General features: G+C 69.2%; 16 protein-coding genes and 3 pseudogenes. 9 read left to right on the top strand and 10 right to left on the bottom strand.

Annotated features, from left to right (window positions below; genetic code table 11):
• Positions 1 to 25 precede the first annotated feature (25 nt).
• Both FGL25_RS17810 and FGL25_RS11780 read left to right on the top strand, forming a co-directional pair.
• The gene (locus FGL25_RS17810; RefSeq protein WP_003163590.1) at positions 26 to 154 is read left to right on the top strand and encodes a hypothetical protein; all 129 of its coding nucleotides are present in this window, start codon (positions 26 to 28) and stop codon (positions 152 to 154) included.
• The gene (locus FGL25_RS11780) at positions 154 to 534 is read left to right on the top strand and encodes a hypothetical protein (RefSeq protein ID WP_138141766.1); all 381 of its coding nucleotides are present in this window, start codon (positions 154 to 156) and stop codon (positions 532 to 534) included. The genes FGL25_RS17810 and FGL25_RS11780 overlap by 1 nt, the downstream gene beginning before the upstream one ends.
• A 90-nt stretch (positions 535 to 624) precedes the next feature.
• Here the strand turns inward: FGL25_RS11780 and FGL25_RS11775 are convergent, their stop codons facing one another.
• From FGL25_RS11775 to fliI, 3 genes and pseudogenes are all read right to left on the bottom strand, one after another.
• Positions 625 to 1,695, bottom strand: coding sequence for an endo-1,4-beta-xylanase (locus FGL25_RS11775; protein WP_138141765.1), 1,071 nt, complete (start codon positions 1,693 to 1,695; stop codon positions 625 to 627).
• A gap of 2 nt (positions 1,696 to 1,697) precedes the next feature.
• Entirely contained in the window at positions 1,698 to 2,111 is a 414-nt protein-coding gene (locus FGL25_RS11770; protein ID WP_046651652.1) for a flagellar FliJ family protein, read from the bottom strand.
• A gap of 16 nt (positions 2,112 to 2,127) precedes the next feature.
• A pseudogene (gene fliI, locus FGL25_RS11765) lies at positions 2,128 to 3,472 on the bottom strand (flagellar protein export ATPase FliI).
• 210 nt (positions 3,473 to 3,682) lie between these two features.
• Here fliI and FGL25_RS11760 point away from each other — a divergent pair.
• The gene (locus tag FGL25_RS11760; RefSeq protein ID WP_252970148.1) at positions 3,683 to 5,128 is read left to right on the top strand and encodes a methyl-accepting chemotaxis protein; all 1,446 of its coding nucleotides are present in this window, start codon (positions 3,683 to 3,685) and stop codon (positions 5,126 to 5,128) included.
• A 151-nt stretch (positions 5,129 to 5,279) separates the two neighbouring features.
• On the opposite strand, the pseudogene FGL25_RS11755 reads toward FGL25_RS11760, so the two are convergent.
• A pseudogene (locus tag FGL25_RS11755) lies at positions 5,280 to 6,187 on the bottom strand (EamA family transporter).
• A gap of 200 nt (positions 6,188 to 6,387) precedes the next feature.
• Between FGL25_RS11755 and FGL25_RS11750 the strand changes: the two are divergent.
• The 4 genes from FGL25_RS11750 to FGL25_RS11735 all read left to right on the top strand — a co-directional run bounded on the left by FGL25_RS11750 (position 6,388) and on the right by FGL25_RS11735 (position 9,709).
• Complete coding sequence (locus FGL25_RS11750; RefSeq protein WP_252970147.1) at positions 6,388 to 6,753, top strand: Lrp/AsnC family transcriptional regulator; 366 nt, start codon at positions 6,388 to 6,390, stop codon at positions 6,751 to 6,753.
• Between the two features lie 101 nt (positions 6,754 to 6,854).
• Complete coding sequence (gene cysK, locus FGL25_RS11745) at positions 6,855 to 7,844, top strand: cysteine synthase A (protein ID WP_138141764.1); 990 nt, start codon at positions 6,855 to 6,857, stop codon at positions 7,842 to 7,844.
• Positions 7,845 to 7,904: 60 nt separating this feature from the next.
• On the top strand, positions 7,905 to 9,122 hold the full coding sequence (locus tag FGL25_RS11740; protein ID WP_138141763.1) for a DUF2336 domain-containing protein: 1,218 nt from the start codon (positions 7,905 to 7,907) through the stop codon (positions 9,120 to 9,122).
• Positions 9,123 to 9,286: 164 nt separating this feature from the next.
• On the top strand, positions 9,287 to 9,709 hold the full coding sequence (locus FGL25_RS11735) for a MucR family transcriptional regulator (RefSeq protein ID WP_040344688.1): 423 nt from the start codon (positions 9,287 to 9,289) through the stop codon (positions 9,707 to 9,709).
• Between the two features lie 83 nt (positions 9,710 to 9,792).
• Here the strand turns inward: FGL25_RS11735 and FGL25_RS11730 are convergent, their stop codons facing one another.
• A complete protein-coding gene (locus FGL25_RS11730; protein ID WP_003163576.1) occupies positions 9,793 to 10,245 on the bottom strand; it encodes a surface-adhesin E family protein in 453 nt (150 codons plus the stop codon).
• 89 nt (positions 10,246 to 10,334) lie between these two features.
• Between FGL25_RS11730 and FGL25_RS11725 the strand changes: the two genes are divergently transcribed.
• Positions 10,335 to 11,195 carry a WecB/TagA/CpsF family glycosyltransferase gene (locus FGL25_RS11725; protein WP_003163575.1) on the top strand — a complete coding sequence of 287 codons (861 nt, stop codon included), beginning with the start codon at positions 10,335 to 10,337 and terminating at the stop codon, positions 11,193 to 11,195.
• A gap of 225 nt (positions 11,196 to 11,420) precedes the next feature.
• Here FGL25_RS11725 and smc read toward each other — a convergent pair whose 3' ends face one another.
• The 4 genes and pseudogenes from smc to FGL25_RS11705 all read right to left on the bottom strand — a co-directional run bounded on the left by smc (position 11,421) and on the right by FGL25_RS11705 (position 16,832).
• Positions 11,421 to 14,861 (bottom strand): chromosome segregation protein SMC, encoded by a 3,441-nt coding sequence (gene smc / locus FGL25_RS11720; RefSeq protein ID WP_138141762.1) that lies wholly within the window; start codon positions 14,859 to 14,861, stop codon positions 11,421 to 11,423.
• A 10-nt stretch (positions 14,862 to 14,871) separates the two neighbouring features.
• Positions 14,872 to 15,528, bottom strand: a complete 657-nt coding sequence (locus FGL25_RS11715; RefSeq protein ID WP_138141761.1) for a DsbA family protein — start codon at positions 15,526 to 15,528, stop codon at positions 14,872 to 14,874.
• A gap of 4 nt (positions 15,529 to 15,532) precedes the next feature.
• Positions 15,533 to 16,168, bottom strand: a complete 636-nt coding sequence (locus FGL25_RS11710) for a thioredoxin domain-containing protein (protein ID WP_003163571.1) — start codon at positions 16,166 to 16,168, stop codon at positions 15,533 to 15,535.
• A 99-nt stretch (positions 16,169 to 16,267) separates the two neighbouring features.
• Positions 16,268 to 16,832, bottom strand: a pseudogene (locus tag FGL25_RS11705) (DUF721 domain-containing protein).
• A 21-nt stretch (positions 16,833 to 16,853) separates the two neighbouring features.
• Between FGL25_RS11705 and mutY the strand changes: the two are divergent.
• On the top strand, positions 16,854 to 17,876 hold the full coding sequence (gene mutY, locus FGL25_RS11700; protein ID WP_138141760.1) for an A/G-specific adenine glycosylase: 1,023 nt from the start codon (positions 16,854 to 16,856) through the stop codon (positions 17,874 to 17,876).
• Here mutY and FGL25_RS18130 read toward each other — a convergent pair.
• A complete protein-coding gene (locus tag FGL25_RS18130) occupies positions 17,873 to 18,625 on the bottom strand; it encodes an amylo-alpha-1,6-glucosidase (RefSeq protein WP_436835253.1) in 753 nt (250 codons plus the stop codon). The two genes, mutY and FGL25_RS18130, sit on opposite strands and share 4 nt — an antisense overlap.
• Between the last annotated feature and the right edge of the window lie 316 nt (positions 18,626 to 18,941).

Below are 18,941 nucleotides of genomic sequence, written 5' to 3'. Positions count from 1 at the left end.
CAAGTTAAAAAAAGGGACGCGTCTCATGCGCCGCATCATCATCGCCCTGGCCTTGGCGGCTGTCGCCGCGCCGGCTCTGTCGGGCTGCATCATCATCGCCACTGAGAAGCCGACCACGCGCGTCATACACACGCCGCCGGCGGAAGGCGCCTGATGCGCGGCGCTCTGCTGGCCGTCGGCGCCCTGCTGCCCTTGCTGGGCGGTTGCGTCATCTATTCCAATGGGGGCGGCGAGAAGGTTTCGGTCGTCACGGAGCCCAATATGGCCAAGACGGAAGTCGTGGAGGCGGTGCGCCGCGTCGACTTCGACGGCCAGCGCCTGAACGTCGTGGTCGGGTCCAACGGCTGCACCGAGGCGTCCAGTTTCGAAGTGCAGATCAAGGACTCTGATCCGGCTGAGCTGAAGTTGGTGCGTCGTACGCCCGACGTGTGCCGCGCCCTCGCGCCCGAGGGCGTGACGGTCAGCTGGACCTATGCCGAACTGGGCCTGGAAGCGGGCCAGCCGGTCCGGGTGATCAACCCGATCAGCCTGTAGGCGTCGCCTTCTCTTCGAGGGGGGACCGTTCTTCGGTCGAGACATATAGGGGGTGCGGGACTTGCGTTCCGCACCCCTTTTCCTTCGTCGTCAGGCGTCGAACGCGCCGGACAGGACGCCGAACAGCGGGTTCGGCTGCCCCTCGTCATTGAACAGCAGGGGGCTGTCCCGGCCGTCGTCGTTCTCGCCGCGACGCAGCCAGGAATCGCTGTCGCGCACGCCCCAGACGGTGAAGGCGAAGCGTTGTGCGGGGGGCAGGTTCATGAAGGCCTCGGCCAGTTCCGCCACGCGCGCCGTCTGCTGCTCGCGGCGCTGGGCGCGGGAACGCAGGTCCGGCATCCGGCCGCCGCGCTTCAGCGACGCATCCAGTTCGGAGACATGGATGGGCAGACCGAACTGGCGGGCCTCATTCATGAAGGCGGTGATCTGGCCCTTGGGGATTTCGATATCGAGGTGGGACTGGATGCCGATGCCCTGAACCGGGGCGCCCGCCTTCAGCAGCCGCTCGACCAGACGCAGGAAGGCCGCGCCCTTCTTGGGCGTGTTCTCCAGGTTGTAGTCGTTCAGGAACAGGGTCGCCTCAGGCGCGGCGATGCGCGCCTGTTCGAAGGCGCGGATGATATAGGCGTCCACGCCGCCCAGGCCCCGGCTCCAGACGCAGTCGCGATAGCCGCTTCCATCATCCTCGACCGGTTCGTTGACCACGTCCCAGCCGACGATCTGACTGCGCCAGCGCCCGGCCACCTCGGCGATATAGCGGTCATGCTCGGCGATGAAGCGCGGGCGGTCGTCGACAAGGGCGGTGAACCACGGGTGGTCCTGCGCGTACCAGATCAGGGCGTGGCCGAAGAGGCGGATGTCCAGATCGCGCGCGAAATAGGCGATGCGGTCCGGCGCGTCGAAGCGCAGGGAGCCGTCCTTCTGGAGGATGTACTCCATCTTCATCTCCCACTCGGGCGTGAGCTGGGAGAAGTGGGTGGAGACCAGCCGGAACCAGTCCTGATCCGACAGCTGGCCCGACATGGCGACGGTGCCGACCGGGAAGGGGGCGACGGCTTTCAGCGGCCGAACAGGGCCGGTCGGCGGCGTGGCGGGCGCCTCGCCCGCGCCGCAGGAGGCGAGCGCGAGGGTCGAGGCCAGCAGGGCGCGACGGTCGATCACGTCTAGCCCTCGGCGCGGCGACGCAGGCCCATTTCGTCATAGGCGGCGGCCTCGCGCTTGGCGGCGGCCGTCAGCTTGTTCAGCCGGGTGGTTTCGGCGACGTGCTCGAACTTCTTCAGCTCCTCGAAGGCGCCGGTCAGGGCGTCACGGGCGCCTTCCTCTTCGGCGGCGACGGCGGCGACCTCGGCCTCGGCGTCGGCGCGGCGCTGCTTCCAGCCGTTGAGATAGGCCTGCAGCATCATCCCGGAGGACGGATCGTGCCGCGCGTTCTCACGCTCGACCTCGGCCTCGGCGTCCAGCACGGCGACGCGCATCTCGGCCTCGGCCCTGCGGGCGCTGATCTCGGCCAGACGCTTCTGCAGCGTCTCGACCTCATAGTTGGAGATGCGGATCAGGGATTGGGCCCAGGTCGTCATGCGTCGTCTCCCGTGATCATTGGTCCACCATGCCCTGGTTCAGGATGGTTTCAAGTCTGTCGAAACTTTCGTTCAGGCGCGTCACGTCGTCCTTGTCCTGGGTCAAGAAACCTTCCAGGGCCGGATTCAGGGCGATGGCGCGGTCGACGATGGGGTCGGCCCCGGTGCGATAGGCCCCGATGCGGATCAGCTCTTCCATGTTGGAATAGGCGCTCAGGCACTGGCGCGCGCGGCGGTTCAGTTCGCGCTCGGGCGGGGACTGGTTGCCGGGCATGGTGCGGCTGACCGACTTCAGCACGTCGATGGCGGGGAAGCGGCCGCGTTCGGCGATCTTGCGGTCCATGACGATGTGGCCGTCCAGAATGCCGCGCACGGCGTCGGCGATCGGCTCGTCATGGTCGCCCCCGTCCACCAGCACGGTGAACAGGGCGGTGATCGGTCCCGCCTCGGTCCCGTCCGGCCGGATCGGCCCCGGCCCGGCGCGCTCCAGCAGCTTGGGCAGTTCGGTGAAGACGGTGGGGGTATAGCCCTTGGTCGTCGGCGGTTCGCCCGCCGCCAGGCCGATCTCGCGCTGGGCCATGGCGAAGCGGGTGACGCTGTCCATCAGGCACAGCACCTCCAGCCCCTGATCGCGGAAGAACTCGGCCACGGCCATGGTCATGTATGCCGCCTGACGCCGCTTCAGCGCCGGTTCGTCGCTAGTGGCGACCACGACGACGGCGCGTTTCAGGCCTTCTTCGCCGAGGGTCTCCTCGATGAACTCACGGACCTCGCGGCCCCGTTCGCCGATCAGGCCGACGACGACCACGTCGCAGGTGGCCTGACGCGCCAGCATGGACAGCAGCACCGACTTGCCCACGCCCGAACCGGCGAAGATGCCCAGACGCTGGCCCCGGCTGGTGGTGGTGAAGACGTCCATCGCCCGCACGCCCAGATCCAGCCGCTCGCCCACCCGGCCGCGCGAATGGGCGGGCGGCGGCGGCCGCGCGCAGGGGGTAGGGGACGAGGCCCGGCGTCAACGGCCCCAGGCCGTCGATCGCCTCGCCGAAGGAATCGATGATGCGGCCCAACCACGCCGTTGTCGGGCGCACGCTGGCGGCGGCGTCGATGATGCGGATGTCGGCGCCCGGCGCCACGCCCTCGACCGGGCCGAAGGGCATCAGCAGGGCCTTGGCCTCGCGAAAGCCGACCACCTCGGCGGGCAGAGGGGGCTGGCCGCGCCGCTCGATCTCGGCGCGCGCGCCGACGGCGAGGCGGGACAGTCCGCCGCGCGACTCGATCAACAGGCCGCTGACGCCCGCCACCTTGCCGGTGACGACCAGCGGGTCGATCGCTTCGACGGCGGCGACGAGATTGCGCAAAGAGGGCCCCTTGGCCGCAAGAGGCGCAGCCGATCCACACGCTCATGCCCCATCATGGTTAACGGGCGATGAAATGCGGCCGGAATATCAACCTATGCGTGTTTTATAATGATTATGAAACCATTGGTGTCGCTACTATCCGCAGGCGGGTCTGGGTCATCACCGTTGTTCTGAAGGGGAGCGGTTCGGATGTTCAGTGGAAGTCGTCGCGTGAAACAGGCTGCGGACCAGCTGCGGCTTGAGGAGCTGGACCGCCGCATGGCGGCGATCGAACGATCCCAGGCGGTGATCGAGTTCGACCTGGACGGCATGATCCGGGACGCCAACGACAATCTGCTGCAGACTATGGGCTATGGCTTGGACGAGATCCGGGGCCAGCATCACCGGATGTTCATGGACCCGGCCGAGGCGGCGACGCCGGACTATGCCGCCTTCTGGCGCGAGCTGAACGAGGGCCGCTTCGTCGCCCGCAAGTTCCGGCGCATGGCCAAGGGCGGGCGCGAGGTCTGGCTTGAGGCCTCCTACAACCCTGTGCTGGACGACGCGGGGCGGCCGCTGAAGGTGGTCAAGCTGGCCGTCGACATCACTGAGACCGAACAGGCCTCGCGGCGCGCCGAGCGGGATCGTCTCGCGGTCGAGGCGGCGCAGGCGGAACTGGTCGGCGCCCTGGCGGAACAGCTTTCGCGTCTGTCGGACGGCGATCTGCGCGCCGCCATCGAACAGGAGATGGAAGGCGCCCATCAGGCCGTGAAGACGGATTTCAACGGTGCTGTGGCCAGTCTCAGGACGGCGTTGGAGCAGGTGCTGGCGGCGGTGACGACGCTGCGCGGCGGTTCGGACGAAATCAGCCGGGCGTCGGACGACCTGTCGCGCCGCACCGAACAGCAGGCGGCCAGTCTGGAAGAGACGGCGGCGGCGCTGGATCAGATCACCGCCACCGTTCAGCGCAGCGCCGAGGGCGCTCGTCAGGCGGCGTCCGTCGCCTCTCAGGCCCACGCCGAGGCGGATCGCTCGGGCGAGGTCGTGCGCCGGGCGGTCGCCGCCATGGACGGCATCAGCCGCCGCTCGGCTGAGATCAGCGACATCGTCGGCGTGATCGACGCGATCGCCTTCCAGACCAATCTTCTGGCCCTGAACGCCGGGGTCGAGGCGGCGCGGGCGGGCGACAGCGGGCGCGGCTTCGCCGTGGTCGCCTCCGAGGTGCGCGCCCTGGCCCAGCGTTCGGCCGAGGCCGCCAAGGAGATCAAGACCCTGATCGCCGCTTCGGGCGCCGAGGTGGCGCAGGGCGTGGAACTGGTCGCCGAGACCGGCCGCGCCCTGGAGACGATCGCGGAACAGGTCGATGAGATGGACGCCCTGGTCGCCGCGATCGCCGCCTCGGCTCAAGAACAGGCCTCGGGCCTGGGCCAGGTCAATCAGGCGGTGAACCAGATGGATCAGGTCACCCAGCAGAACGCCGCCATGGTCGAGCAGACGACGGCGGCGGCGGCCAATCTGAAGACCGAGGCCGAGCATCTGGCCGAACTGGTCGGTCGCTTCCGCACGGGCGCCGACGACGGCGTGGTGCGCGGGGCTGGCGAAGCGCGGCGGTCCGCCCCCGGCGCTGGAGGCGCAACGCGCTCGCCTGCGCGCCGTGGTCAACGGCCCGGCGGTTGAGGAATGGACGGAGTTCTAGAGTTTAGAACAGCAGCTTCACCGCGCCCCGCATCAACAGGGCAAGCACGGCGCCGAACACCAGGCAGGGATCAGGTTGGGGACCGGCCGTTGCAGCCGGGACAGCAGGAACTTCATGGGCGCGCGTCTGTCGTCAGGCGGGGGCGGCCGGATCTTGCAGCGGCTGAGCCTCATCGGAAGGCGAGGTCAGCACCGCGCCGACCGAAGCGGTGATGATGGCGGCGATGGCCAGCCATTGCAGGGTGCTGAGGTGCTCCCCAGGACGAACAGCCCGGCCAGGGCGCCGATGGCCGGATCGCCGCTGACCGCCACGCCGAAGGTGCGCTTGGGAATGTGGCGCAGGGCGATCATGTCCAGCGTATAGGGCAGGGCGCTGGACACCAGGGCGACCACCAGGCCCAGGACCAGGATCCTCGGGTCGAACAGGGCCAGGCCCGCGCCGGCGATGCCGAACGGCACCACCGTCATGGCCGCCACGGACATGCCGATGGCGACCGTCGCGCCGCTGGGCAGGTGGCTGACGCGCTTGCCGAAGACGATGTAGCCCGCCCAGAACACCGCCGCCGCCGCCGCATAGGCGCAGCCGACCGGGTCCAGCGTCGCCACGCTGCCGTCCAGCGGCAACAGCAGGCCCAGGCCCAGGATCGCCAGTCCGACCCAGACGAAATGGATCAGGCGGCGCGAGTTGAACAGGGCGACCGACAACGGTCCCATGAACTCGATCGCCAGCGCCACGCCCAGCGGAATGGTGTTCAGCGCCATGTAGAAGCTAAGGTTCATCAGCCCATGACGCCGCCGTAGACGGCCAGAGCGCGCAGGTCGCTGCGCGTGAAGGCGCTGCGCCAGGGGCGGAAGACCAGCAGAAGGAACAGGGCCGACAGTCCACGCGCAGGGCCGCCGTCCCGGCCGGTCCGACCATGGGGTACAGCGTCTTGGCGAAGGAGGTGCCGGCCGAAGCGACACCATCCCGCCGATCAGGGCGAGATAGGGCAGGATGGCCGCGATGCGCGGCGTGCGAAGGGCGAGCGTCAGGGAGGACATGGCGCGGAACCTAGCCAAAACCCGTCTGTGTTTCTCGCTGATTTCACCTGCCGCGACGCAAGAAACAGGCGTATGTTTGTATCAAATGCAAGAAAACATCGATCTCGATTCCTTCGATCGCCGACTGCTGGCCCTAGTCCGGCGCGACAATCTTCAGCCCGCGGCGTGTTGGCGGAAAAGGTCGGCCTGTCCGAATCGGCGTGTCGCGGCGGCTGCGGCGGCTGCGCGACGAGGGCGTCATCATCGCCGACGTCTCCGTGGTCGATCCCGCCCGACTGGGTCGCGCCCTGACCATGCACGTCCTGGTCGAGATGGAGCGCGAGGGCACCGCCGTTCTGGATGCCCTGATCGACAAGCTGACCGCCCGACCGGAGGTCCAGGCCGCCTGGTATGTGACGGGCGACACCGACCTGATCCTCTATGTCGTCGTGCCGACGATGGAGGCCTATGAGGTCTTCACCCGCGAGATGCTGAACGACGACGCGCGCGTCCGCGCCTTCAAGACCCTGATCTCGATCCGCGAAGTTCTGCCCTTCGATCCCGCCCGTCGCGCCCTGGTGCGATGAGATCATCTAAAGCCTGCGTCAGAATTCCTGCGCGGGCCTGCTTTGCTCGCGGCGTATAAGGCCTATCTGTTGAGCCGACATCGCCGCACGGAGACCTTCCCATGTCCGACGCTTCTCAAGCCGCCTATGACGCCAGCCGCCACAAGAAGGCGGGCCGGGGTCGGGTCTATGACAGCATCGTCGACACCATCGGCGACACCCCCCTGGTGCGGCTGCCCAATCTGACGGCGGCGCTGCAGCCCAAGGCTACGGTTCTGGCCAAGCTGGAGTTCTTCAACCCGATCGCCTCGGTCAAGGACCGCATCGGCGTGGCCATGGTCGAGGCGCTGGAGCAGCTGGGCAAGGTCAAGCCGGGCGCCACCCTGATCGAGCCGACCAGCGGCAACACCGGCATCGCCCTGGCCTTCGTGGCGGCGTCCAAGGGCTACAAGCTGATCCTGGTCATGCCCGAGAGCATGTCGATCGAGCGGCGCAAGATGTTGGCCCTGCTGGGCGCGCGGCTGGAACTGACGCCCGCCGAAAAGGGCATGAAGGGCGCCATCGCCCGCGCCGAGGAACTGCTGGCGGAAATCCCCGGCTCGGTCAGCCCGGCCCAGTTCGAGAACCTGGCCAACCCCGCCATCCATGAAGCCACGACGGCCGAGGAGATCTGGAACGACACGGCGGGCGCCGTGGACGTGGTGGTGTCCGGCGTCGGCACCGGCGGCACCATCACCGGCGTCGGCCATGCGCTGAAGGCGAAGAAGCCCTCGGTGAAGATGATCGCGGTCGAGCCGACGGCCTCGCCCGTGCTGTCGGGCGGCGCCCCCGGCCCGCACAAGATTCAGGGCATCGGCGCGGGCTTCATCCCCGCGGTGGTCGACCGCGCGGTCATCGACGGCGTCGAGCAGGTCACGAACGAGGACGCCTTCGACATGGCCCGCCGCGCCGCGCGCGAGGAAGGCATTCCGGTCGGCATCAGCTCGGGCGCGGCCCTGACGGCGGCCTTCCGCCTTGGGGCCCAGGATGAGTATGCGGGCCGGACCATCGTGGCCATCATCCCCAGCTTCGCCGAACGCTATCTGTCGACGGCCCTGTTCGAAGGGTTGTAACGGCGCGTCCGGGCCCCGCAACTGCACTGCTGGTTAACCGCTGGCGTCTAGGCTGCGGGCATGGGCGAGATCCAGGCCAGTTTGGAAGAGACGCACGCGCCGCGCGGCCGTACGGCGCGGCAGGTGCTGCTGCGCCGGCTGGCCGATGTCGTCAGCCTGCCGGCCAGCCGGATCAATGCGTTCGAACGGGCGGTGGCCGGCGACTTGCTGGTCGATGTCCTGCGCCCGGCGCCGCTGGAGGAACGTCGTCGCGTGTCCCTGCGCCTGGCCTCCTTGGGCGAGTTGCCGGATGCGCTGAAGCGCCTGCTCATTCGTGACGAGCCTCAGGTGGCGGCGCCCTTGCTGGAAGACTGCGCCGCCTTGTCGGATGCGGACCTGATCGGCTGCGCGCGAGACGCCACGATCCAGCATCGACTGATGATGGCGACGCGGCGCGACCTGTCCGAGGCCGTGACGGACACCCTTCTGAGCTGGGGCGAGGAGGCGGTGATCGCCGCCGTACTGGCCAACGCCTCCGCCCGTCTGACCCAGACCAGCCTTGAGGGCGTGATCGCCCTCAGCCGCTCGTCGCGCGACCTTTGCGCGGCCTTGCTGAAGCGACACGAGTTAAGACCCTCCGGCGCCTATGTCATGTTCTGGTGGTGCGGACCGGACGAGCGACGCGTCATCCTGCAACGGTTCGCCGTCTCGCGCGAAGTGATGCAGACCAGCGTCGAGGACGTCTTCGCCATGGCGGCGGCCGAGGGCTGGGATGATCCCGTGGCGCGCAAGGCCCTTCAGTTCATCGAACGGCGCCAGAGAAACCGCGCCGCGATTGAGAAGAGCCCCTTTGCTGATCTTGAAGCCGCCGTGGCGGCGGCCGCGGCGCAGGGCCTGTCGCGCGAACTGGTCAGCGAGATCGGCTATCTGTCAGGCGTCAAACCGCTGACCGCCGCCAAGATCATGAGCGATCCTGGCGGAGAACCCGTGGCTATACTGTGTAAGGCGACAGGGCTGACGCGGCCAAATCTTCGGGCCTTGTGGCGATCCATGCGGCGGCCTGAGACGACCGCCGACGGCGCGGCGCATCCCGACTGGGATCGTGTTCAACTGACCTATGAAATGCTGGCGGTCGATCGCGCTCAGACAGTGCTGCGTTACTGGAACTGGTCGCTGTCATCGGCCCTGACGCCGGCCTTGTTGCGTGCGATCCGTGACGGGGAAGACCAGGTGGTCGACGAATACTCGGCGCCAGAGCGTGCGGCGGCTCTCGCCTTGGCGGATAACTTCGGTCGTTGAAATCGCCATTCCTGTGCGAGCTGAATTCAGGCGTTGATTTCGCTTCATAAGCGAGCAACGCGCGTTGCATTGCTTTCAATGTGAAACATAAGTATGAAACTGATCGACGGCAGGTCGATTCAGATCAGTCGATTGAAAATGGGGCATGCAAGAGGCTGATGCAGATGGAAGAAAAACCCGAACTGCTCGAGATGACCGCTGACATCGTGTCGGCCTATGTCAGCAACAACACCGTTTCGGCGGACGCCGTGCCGGGTCTGATCGCTCAGATCCACGCCGCTCTGTCGGGCGTTTCGGTGGCTCCGGTCGAGCCCGAGCCCGAGCCCCAGGAACCGGCGGTCCCGGTTCGCAAGTCGATCACGCCTGACTTCCTGATCTGCCTGGAAGACGGCCGCAAGTTCAAGTCGCTGAAGCGTCACCTGCGCACCAAATACAACATGAGCCCCGAGGAATACCGCGCCAAGTGGGGTCTGCCGAAAGACTATCCCATGGTCGCCCCGAACTATGCCAAGGCGCGTTCGGAACTGGCCAAGCAGATGGGTCTGGGCCAAGGCGGTCGTAAGCCGGCCCGCGCGTCGCGTAAGTAATTCTACTCAGCGACCAAGACATGAAGCGCCCGCTCTTCGGTCGAAGGGCGGGCGTTTTGCTGTCAGAAGGTCAATGCAGAGGGTCAGTCTTCCGTCATTCGCGCCCGGCCGATGAGCACGGCCTCCGCCGCGCTGGAGGCGAAGGTCTCGGGCCGAACTGAGCCGCAGGCGACGGCGGCCAGTTCGTCCGCGTCGCCGCCGGGGGCGATGGCGTAGGGCGGGGCGGTTTCGGCGGTGCGCGGTCCTTCCGTCCCGTCGGCGCGCAGGGAGGCGAAGTCGAGACGGTCAGCCGTGCGCGCGGCGCAGTCGAACCGCCACCAGGACCAGCCCCCGACATAGGCGACGCCGCCGATCATCATGTCTTCTTCGCTGACCTGCAGGGACCGCATCCGCACGCCGTCGCCGTCGGGCGTGATCGAGGCCCGATCCGCGAAGACCGCGAACCGGCCCACGCCGGTCAGGGCCAACTCCATCACGGGCGTCTCCTGGGCGGACGCGGCGGCGAGGGCGGCGGTCAACAGCAGGGCGAGGGGCAAGATGACATCCTTTTACATGACCGAACGAGCGGCGGCGGTTAACCCTGTCCGCATACCCGCCGTTGAAACGGCTGCGCTAGACAGACGTCATGTACCACGCGCCTTCCGGTTTCGATCCTTCCGGCCCTCCGCCTGATCGGCGGCGACGGGTTCGTGCGCCGTTTCGTCAGACGCGCCGTCCGGAAGAACGCATCACCCTGCTGGGCGAGCCGGTCGACCTGGTGCGTCCTGAAGAGGTGCTGCTGCACGTCGAACGCAGCGTGGAGGCGGGCGTCCAGAGCGTCGTCGCCAACCACAATCTGCACAGCCTCTATCTGATCCGGCGCACGCCGGGGATGCGGCGCCTGTACGACGCGGCCGACCTCATCGAACTGGACTCGACGCCGCTGATCCATTTCGCCCGCCTTCTGGGCCATCCGGCGCGTCCGCAGCACCGCTGCACCTATCTGGACTGGCGCGATCATTTCTGGAGTCTGGCCGACCGCAAGGGCTGGCGCGTCCTCTATGTCGGCGGCGAGGACGGCGTGGCCGAAGAGGCGGCGCGGCGACTGACGACCCGCTATCCGGGCGCGATGGTGAAGGGGCTCAGCGGCTATTTCGACGCCACGCCGGGGTCGTTGGGCAATACGGCGGTTCTGGCGGCGATCAAGGACTTCGCCCCGCACGTGCTGTTCGTCGGCATGGGCATGCCGCGCCAGGAGCTGTGGATCGCGGATAATCTGGCCTCCTTGCCGCCGGTTCCGATCCTGCCAGTCGGCGCCGCCTTCGACTATGAGGCCGGGGTTCAGAAGGCCGCCCCGCGCTGGATGGGACGGCTGGGCGTCGAATGGCTGTTCCGCCTGTTCGCCGATCCCAAGCGGCTGTTCACCCGCTACTGCATCGAGCCCTGGTTCCTGATCGGCCCGGCGTTGGCGGATGTGCGAGAGGCCATGCGGCGCAGGAAACGCTGAACCGCGCCTCTCGTCAGCCATCGCAATGACGCTGGTCGAGGCTTTGAATTCCTAAGCCTTTGTCTCGACTGGACGGGATCGACCGGCCGTCTTCTAGTCATCCCGCATACTCCTCAGCGCGCCGACGACGGCGCGGGCTGACAAGGAGACGACCGGGCCGATTTCAGACGATTCAGACGAATTGGACTCTGTTTTTTCCATCCGTCTCGACCCTGCGCCTCCAGGTCAGGCCGTGACGATCTCTTCGGCCTGTTGCAGGTCGACGCTGACCAGCTGGCTCATGCCGCGTTCGGGCATGGTGACGCCGTAGAGGCGGTCCATCCGGCTCATGGTCACCGGGTTGTGGGTGATGACGATGAAGCGGGTGTCGGTGCGGCTGCGCATCTCGTGCAGCATCCGGCAGAAGCGGTCGACATTGGCGTCGTCCAGCGGAGCGTCCACCTCGTCCAGCACGCAGACCGGCGCCGGATTGGCCAGGAAGACGCCGAAGATCAGCGCCGCCGCCGTCAGAGCCTGCTCGCCGCCCGACATCAGGCTCATCACCGACAGCCGCTTGCCGGGCGGACAGGCGTAGATCTCCAGACCCGCCTCCAGCGGATCGTCGCTCTCGACCAGCTTCAACTCGGCCTGACCGCCGCCGAACAGGGCCTCGAACAGGGTCTTGAAGTTGGTGTTGATGACGTCGAAGGCGGCGATCAGCCGCTCGCGCCCCTCGGCGTTCAGTTCGTCGATGCCGTCGCGCAGTTTGGCGATCGCCTGCGTCAGGTCGATGCGCTCGGTCTTCATGGCGCTGAGCCGGTCGCCGTATTCGGCCGCCTCTTCCTCGGCGCGCAGGTTGACGGCGCCCAGCGCCTCGCGCTCGCGTTCAAGGCCGTAAAGCAGGCTCTCGGCGCCTGCCGCGTCGGGCGGGCGGGCGATGGCGTCGTCGGTCAGCTTCCTGCCCAGTTCCTCGGGCGACATCTGCGCCGTTTCGCGGATGTTGGAGGCGCTTTCGGCCAGCTTCTCGGCGGCGGCCTCGGCGCGGGCGGACAGGCCGGCCCGGCTCTCGCGGGCCTGAGAGGCGGCGGTTTCGGCGGCGCGCGCGGCGCGGTCTGCCTCCTGCGCGCCCGCCTCGGCGACGGCGACGGCGTCGGTCGCCGCCTGCTTGCGCTTCTCGGCCTCGGCCAGAGAGTCCATCAGGGCGTTGCGCTGCTCGGCGAAACCGGCGGGCGCGGCCTCGGCCTTGGTCAGGGCGAGTTGCGCCTTCTCGGCGTCGCGCTCCAGCGTCTTGAGGCGCGCGGCGCTGTCGCCGGATCGCGTGACCCAGCCCTCGCGGGCGCGGGTCAGACTGCCCAGCCTTTGCTCGCGCATGGCGCGATCGCGGGCCTCCTCATCGCTGGTCGAGCGCGCGGCCTGCGCCGCCAGCCGGGCGCGTTCGGCCCCGCCGCGCGCCTCGGTCAGCTCCTGCCGCAGGCGGACCACGACGTCAGAGGACGATTCCACCGAACTGGCCTCGGCGAAGGCGGCCTCGGCCTCCTGCACTTCGCCGTCCAGTCGGGCGACGGTCTCGTCCAGCGACTGGGCGCGGGCCTCCTTGCGGGCCTGATCGCGCATCAGGGATTCCAGCCGGTCGCGGGCGGAGACCACCTGTTTGTCCAGGGTGAAGGGGCGCAGGCGCGCGGCCTTCACTGCTTCCTCGGCGGCGCGGAAGGCTTCGCCCGCCGCCTTCAGCGCGCCTTGCGCCGTCTCCAGCGCGGGCTTGCCGAGGTCGATCTCGGCTTCCAGTTCTGACAGGCGGGTGCGCTGGGCCAGACGCACGGCGGCGGGGCGGGGCGCCTCGGCCCGGCTGACGAAGCCGTCCCAGCGATAGAGGTCGCCCTCCACCGTCGTCAGGCGCGCGCCGCGCGGCAGGGCGGGGGCCAGTTCGGCGATCCGCTCGCGCGCGGCGACGCCGCAGAAAGCCAGACGCGCCGCCAGCTGATCCGGCGCCGTCACATGGGCGGACAGGGGCGCGACGCCCTGCGGCCAGTCCGGCGGCGCCGCGTCGGCGCCCGCCCAGTGCGCCGGGGCGCGGGCGTCCAGCGCGGCGTCCAAATCATCGCCCAGCGCCGCCGCCAGCGCGGCCTCATAGCCCTTGGCCGCCGACACCTGATCCAGCGCCGGGGGATGCTCCCGCTTGCCCGTGACCAGCAGTTGCGCCAGCCCGCGCGCCTCGGTCTGCAGGCGGCCCAGCCGGTCCTCGGCGGCGCGGGCGGCGGTGCGGGCCTCGTGCTCGGCGCGGGCGATGTCGCTGCGCTTCGCCTCGGCGGCCTCGACGGCCTCGCGCGCGGCGGCGAGGTCGGTTTGCGCCGTCTCCAGCGCCGCCCTGGCCGTTTCGATCTCGGGCGTCTCTAGCGGGCCGAGCGCCTCGCGTTCGCGGCGGGCCTGTTCGTGCTGGCCCTTCACGCGCGCCAGCCGGGCCTCGGCGTCGCGCTTCCGAGCGCTTTCGGCGTTGGCGCGGGCCTCGACGGCGGCCAGCGTCCCGGCCAGCCGTTCGACCTCGGCGTCGGCGGCCTTGCGCGCGTCTTCGGCCTCCAGCAGAGCGCGTTCCAGTTCGGGGCCGCGTTCGGGGGCGGCGGCGATCTCGGCTTTCAGCTTCTCAAGCTCGCGGTCCAGCCGTTCCAGTTCGCGCCCGGCGTCGGCGGCCATGCCGTCCTCGCGCGCGCGGTCGGCCTCTATGCGGGCGACCTCGGCTTTCAGGCGGTCGACCTCGGCGCGGGCGGCCTGTTCGGCCATGTCCAGCCGGTCGCGCTCGATGATGGCCCGGTTCAGCAGGGCGGTGGCGACCGCGTCTTCCTCGCGCGCAGGTTTCAGCCCCTCCTGAGCGTTCAGGGCCGCCGTCTGGGCCGCCGCCGCCGCCGTGGTCGTCTCGGCGACCAGCCGGTCGGCCTCGCGCAGTTCGGCCGCCGCCGTCTCGGCCGCCGTCTTGGCGTCGGTCCAGCGGACATAGAGCAGCGCAGCCTGAAGCGCGCGGATCTCGGCCGAGATCTTCTTGTACTTCTCCGCCTGACGCGCCTCGCGCTTCAGCCGGTTCAGCGTCGACTCCAGCTCCTTGCCGATGTCGTCCAGCCGGTCGAGGTTGGTCTCCGCCGCCCTCAGACGCAGCTCCGCCTCATGGCGGCGGGTGTGCAGGCCCGCCACGCCCCCGGCTTCTTCAAGGATGCGGCGGCGGTTCTGGGGCTTGGCGGCGATCAGTTCGCTGATCTGGCCCTGACGCACCAGGGCCGGGCTGTTGGCGCCGGTCGAGGCGTCGGCGAACAGCAGTTGCACGTCTCGCGCCCGCACCTCCTTGCCGTTGATGCGATAGGTCGAGCCGCGCCCGCGCTCGATCCGGCGCGAGACCTCCAGCATGGGGCTGTCGGTGAAGGGCTGGGGCGCGCGCTTCTGGGCGTTGTCGATGGTCAGCTGGACTTCGGCGTGGTTGCGCGGCGGACGGCCCGCAGCGCCGGCGAAGATCACGTCCTCCATGCCCTGACCGCGCATGGCCTTGGCCGAGTTGGCGCCCATGACCCAGCGCAGGCTTTCCAGCACGTTCGACTTGCCGCAGCCGTTCGGCCCGACAATGCCGGTCAGCCCGGCCTCGATCTGCACCTCGGCCGGGTCGACGAAAGATTTGAAGCCGACGAGCCGGAGGCGCTGGAACTGCATCGCGTCTCGATCAGCGCGCCCGGATCAGCGGGTCGATGGCCGCCGACAGGGCTTCCAGCGAATGGTCGCTGACCCGCCTGCCGTTGACGAAGAAGGACGGCGTGCCCGTTACGCCCGCCGCCACGGCCCCGTCGACCTCGGCCTGCAGGGCCTGGCTGGTCGCGGGGTTCTTCATGCAGGTCTCGATCTGCTCCTGAGTGCGGCCGCTGGCGGCGATGGCGGCGGCGAACCAGTCGCGGGCGTCGCCTTTTTCAAAGGCGGCGGCCTGACCGCTCATCAGGCTGTGGGCCACGTCGAAGAAGCGGTTCGGGGCGGCGCAGCGCGCGATGCCCGCCGCCGTCGCCGCGATCTGGGCCGGAGGCGTCGGCATGTCGCGGAACACCAGCCGCACCTTGCCGGTGTCGATATAGCGGGCCTTGAACTGCGGCAGGACGTCGTTGGTCCAATGGGCGCAATGGCTGCAGGTGAAGGAGGCGTATTCGATCACCGTCACCGGCGCATCGGCCCGGCCCAGCACACGGTCCGCCGCCGTGACGGCGGGCACGGCCGCCGTCGCAGAGGCGCGCGTCACGGCAGGATCGAGCGCCGCCGAGGGGCTGGCGACGGCGACCGCCGCCAGGGCGGCTGCGCCTAACAGGGCTTTGAACGTCAGGCGCGACCGCAGCATCGACTTACTTCGCCAGCTCGGCGTCGATGACTTCCGACAGGCCGGACAGGGAGCTGTCCGCCACCTTCACGCCGTTGACGGTGAAGTAGGGCGTGCCGGTCACGCCGGCGCTGATGCCGGCCTGGATGCGCTTCTCCATGGCCTCGATGGCGGCCTTGTCGCGGATGCAGTCGTTGATCTGCTGCTCGCTGAGGCCCGCCGCCTGGCCGGCGCGGAACAGGGTGGTGCGCGGCGCGACGCCCGCCTGCCATTCCTTCTGGCTGGCCATGATGTCGCTGACGACGTCGAAATACTTGTCCGGACCGGCGCAGCGGGCGATCAGGAAGCCGGCGACGGCGATGTCCTGGGGCGGGGTCGGGAATTCGCGGAAGACGAAGCGGACCTTGTTGTTGTCGACGTACTTCGTCTTGAACTCGGGCCAGACCTCTTCATTCCACACCGCGCAGTGGCCGCAGGTGACCGAGGCGTACTCCACGACCGTGACCTTGGCGCCTTCGGGGGCGCCCTTGGCCATGTCGCCTTCGACCTCGCCGCCAGCGCCGCCGGCCGAGCAGCCCGCCAGCACGGCCATCGAGGCCAGGGCTGCGGCGGACAGGGCCGCGCGGCGGCTCATGGCGGCGTATTTGAAGATCGGGGCCATCGGCTGGTCCTTGTCAGAAATGAGATTCAGAAACGTCGCGCGATTCGTGCGCGCAGGCGAAATCGTCTGAATGTCGAGAACGCCGATGGCGAAGGTTTGTCAACGCCCCTCGTCGCGTGGAGGCTGCGACAGCACGGCGCGGCCCAGCTTGCCCAGGGCTGCTTTCAGACTGTCGGGCGCCGCCTCGACCGAGGCGTTCAGTTCGGCTTCCGTCGCGGCGGGCAGGGGCGGCAGGACGGCGCGGCCGCGCGGGCGGGGCTTGGCGCCCGAAGCGGGCAGAGGCTTCACCGGCCCTTGGGCGATGCGCAGTTTCTCGACCGAGCCTGCGCCCAGGAACAGGTTCACCCGCTGAATGATGTCGGCCGACTGGTGCTGGACCAGCAGGGCCGCGGGGGCCGACGACGCGCAGCTCCAGCACGCCGCCTGCATTGCCGCGCCCCTTGGTCAGCTTCTGGGGGCGGGTGACGCGGGCTAGACGTTCGCCCACGATCTCGACCCAGCGCGGCTCCAGCGCCGAGGCGCCGCGCCCGAACTGGGCGTCCAGCTTCTTGATCAGCGGCGCCAGCGACCGACCAGCCGGAGGCGGCGGGCGCGGAGCGGGACGCGTGCGCCGTTGCGCCAGGATCTGGCGCGCTTCGCTTTCGGTGGGCAGGGGACGACGCATTCATCCTATATAGCCTGACCGATGACCGACGTCCCCTCTCTCCGCGCCGCCCTGCTCGATTGGTATGACGCCCATGCGCGCAGCCTGCCGTGGCGCGCGCCGCCGGGGTCTGAGGCGAAGACCGACCCCTATCGCGTCTGGCTGTCCGAAGTGATGTTGCAGCAGACGACGGTGCCGCACGCCGCCCCCTATTTCGAGCGGTTCACCACGCGCTGGCCGACGGTGGGCGACCTGGCCGCCGTCGAGGACGCCGAACTGATGGCCGCCTGGGCGGGGCTGGGCTACTACGCCCGCGCGCGCAATCTGCTGGCCTGCGCCCGCGCCGTGGCGGCGGATCACGGCGGCGCCTTCCCGCAGACCGAGGCCGAGCTGCTGGCCCTGCCGGGAGTGGGCGCCTACACCGCCGCCGCCGTGGCCGCCATCGCCTTCGACCGGCCCGCCAACGTCGTCGACGGCAATGTCGAGCGGGTGATGAGCCGTCTGTTCGCGGTCGAGACTCCGCTGCCCGCCGCGCGGCCCGAGCTGCGCCGCCTGGCCGCCCTGTTCGTCGACGACCACCGACCCGGCGACTGGGCGCAGGCGCTGATGGATCTCGGCTCGGGCGTCTGTCGGCCTCGGTCGCCGCTGTGCGATCAGTGCCCGCTGGCCTTCGGCTGCGAGGCGCTGAAGACGGGGACGCCCGAACGCTATCCCTTGAAGACGAAGAAGGCCGAACGGCCGCATCGGCGCGGCCACGCCTATGTGCTGACCGATGACGCGGGGCGCGTCGCTTTGGTGCGGCGGCCGGACAAGGGGCTGCTGGGCGGCATGGCGGGCCTGCCGACCTCGGACTGGAGCGCGGCGCCGGATTTCGCTCCGCCGATGGAAGGCGATTGGCGGGCGGCCGGATCGGTCGAACACGTCTTCACCCACTTCAGCCTGACGCTGGAGGTGCATGTGGCCGAAGGAGAGGGCGACTTTCTGTGGACCTCAGCGGCTGAGGCGGCGAAGGCCCTGCCGACCGTGTTCAGGAAGGCGCTGGAGCGCGGGTTGGGCGCGGCCTAACCCGTCGCCCTCAGGTTCACCGCGCCGCTACGTTCGCGCGGCATGACCACGACGTGGCCGTTCAGACGCTGGAAATGCAGGTCGATCACTCCGTCGCCGACCTTCAGCCGCGTGATCGACAGCCGGTCCAGCCCGGCGGGCAGGGCGGGATTGTTGACCTCGACCAGGCCCTCGGCGGCGTCGATGCTCAGGCCCAGCACCGACTGCATCATCAGGAAGACCGACCCCGCCGCCCAGGCCTGGGGCAGGCAGGCGACCGGATAGGCGATCGGCGGCTCTCCCGTCTCGCGCACGAAGCCGCAGAACAGTTCGGGCAGCCGCATCTGAAAATGAGCGGCCGAGCCGTAGATCTCGCCCAGCAGCATGGCGACCGCCCGCCGTTCGCCGTAACGGGCCATCCCCGCCGCCGCCAGGGCCGTGTCGTGCGGCCAGACCGAGCCGTTGTGATAGCTCATCGGATTGAAGCGGGCCTGTCCCTTGGCCAAGGTCCGCAGGCCCCAGCCCGAACGGAACTCGGCCGTCAGCATCCGTCGCGTCACCCGCCGCGCCCGCTCATGCGAGGGCAGGCCCATGAACAGCAGGTGCCCGGCGTTGGAGGCGACGGCGCGGCACTGCTCCCCGTCGCCGTCCAGAGCGATGGCGTAGAAGCCCTCGTCCTCCATCCAGTAGCGCTCTTCGACCAGGGCGCGCAGCGCCTCTGCCCGCGCCGCCCATTCGACGGCGCGGCCGTCGCCCAGCGCCGCGCCCATCTCGGCTAGGGCCTTCCAGGCGGCGAAGGCGTAGCCCTGGACCTCCAGCAGGGCGACCGGCCCCTTGGGAAAGCGGCCGTCGGCGTGGAAGATGGAGTCTTCGGAGTCCTTCCAGCCCTGGTTCGACAGGCCCGGTGTCCGCCGCGCGGGCGTAGTCGATCAGGCCGTCGCCGTTGCTGTCGCCGTAGTCGCTCATCCAGCCCGCCGCCGCGATCAGATGGGGCCACAGGGCGCGGATGGTCCCATAGTCGTTGGTGCGCTTGGCGTAGGCTCCGGCCAGGGCGATGAACAGACAGGTGGTGTCGACCCCGCCGTA

This window comes from Brevundimonas vancanneytii (genome assembly GCF_901421975.1).
GTDB lineage: Bacteria > Pseudomonadota > Alphaproteobacteria > Caulobacterales > Caulobacteraceae > Brevundimonas > Brevundimonas diminuta.
This window is presented reverse-complemented; position numbering and strand designations above follow the sequence as displayed.

Excerpts from the sequence above, each read along its gene's own strand:
- FGL25_RS17810 (WP_003163590.1), top strand. The coding sequence starts at position 26 with ATGCGCCGCATCATCATCGCCCTGGCCTTGGCGGCTGTCGCCGCGCCG.
- FGL25_RS11780 (WP_138141766.1), top strand. The coding sequence starts at position 154 with ATGCGCGGCGCTCTGCTGGCCGTCGGCGCCCTGCTGCCCTTGCTGGGC.
- FGL25_RS11770 (WP_046651652.1), bottom strand. The coding sequence starts at position 2,111 with ATGACGACCTGGGCCCAATCCCTGATCCGCATCTCCAACTATGAGGTC.
- cysK (WP_138141764.1), top strand. The coding sequence starts at position 6,855 with ATGTCCGACGCTTCTCAAGCCGCCTATGACGCCAGCCGCCACAAGAAG.
- FGL25_RS11740 (WP_138141763.1), top strand. The coding sequence starts at position 7,905 with ATGGGCGAGATCCAGGCCAGTTTGGAAGAGACGCACGCGCCGCGCGGC.
- FGL25_RS11735 (WP_040344688.1), top strand. The coding sequence starts at position 9,287 with ATGGAAGAAAAACCCGAACTGCTCGAGATGACCGCTGACATCGTGTCG.
- FGL25_RS11725 (WP_003163575.1), top strand. The coding sequence starts at position 10,335 with ATGTACCACGCGCCTTCCGGTTTCGATCCTTCCGGCCCTCCGCCTGAT.
- smc (WP_138141762.1), bottom strand. The coding sequence starts at position 14,861 with ATGCAGTTCCAGCGCCTCCGGCTCGTCGGCTTCAAATCTTTCGTCGAC.
- FGL25_RS11715 (WP_138141761.1), bottom strand. The coding sequence starts at position 15,528 with ATGCTGCGGTCGCGCCTGACGTTCAAAGCCCTGTTAGGCGCAGCCGCC.
- FGL25_RS11710 (WP_003163571.1), bottom strand. The coding sequence starts at position 16,168 with ATGGCCCCGATCTTCAAATACGCCGCCATGAGCCGCCGCGCGGCCCTG.
- mutY (WP_138141760.1), top strand. The coding sequence starts at position 16,854 with ATGACCGACGTCCCCTCTCTCCGCGCCGCCCTGCTCGATTGGTATGAC.
- FGL25_RS18130 (WP_436835253.1), bottom strand. The coding sequence starts at position 18,625 with ATGGGCGCGGCGCTGGGCGACGGCCGCGCCGTCGAATGGGCGGCGCGG.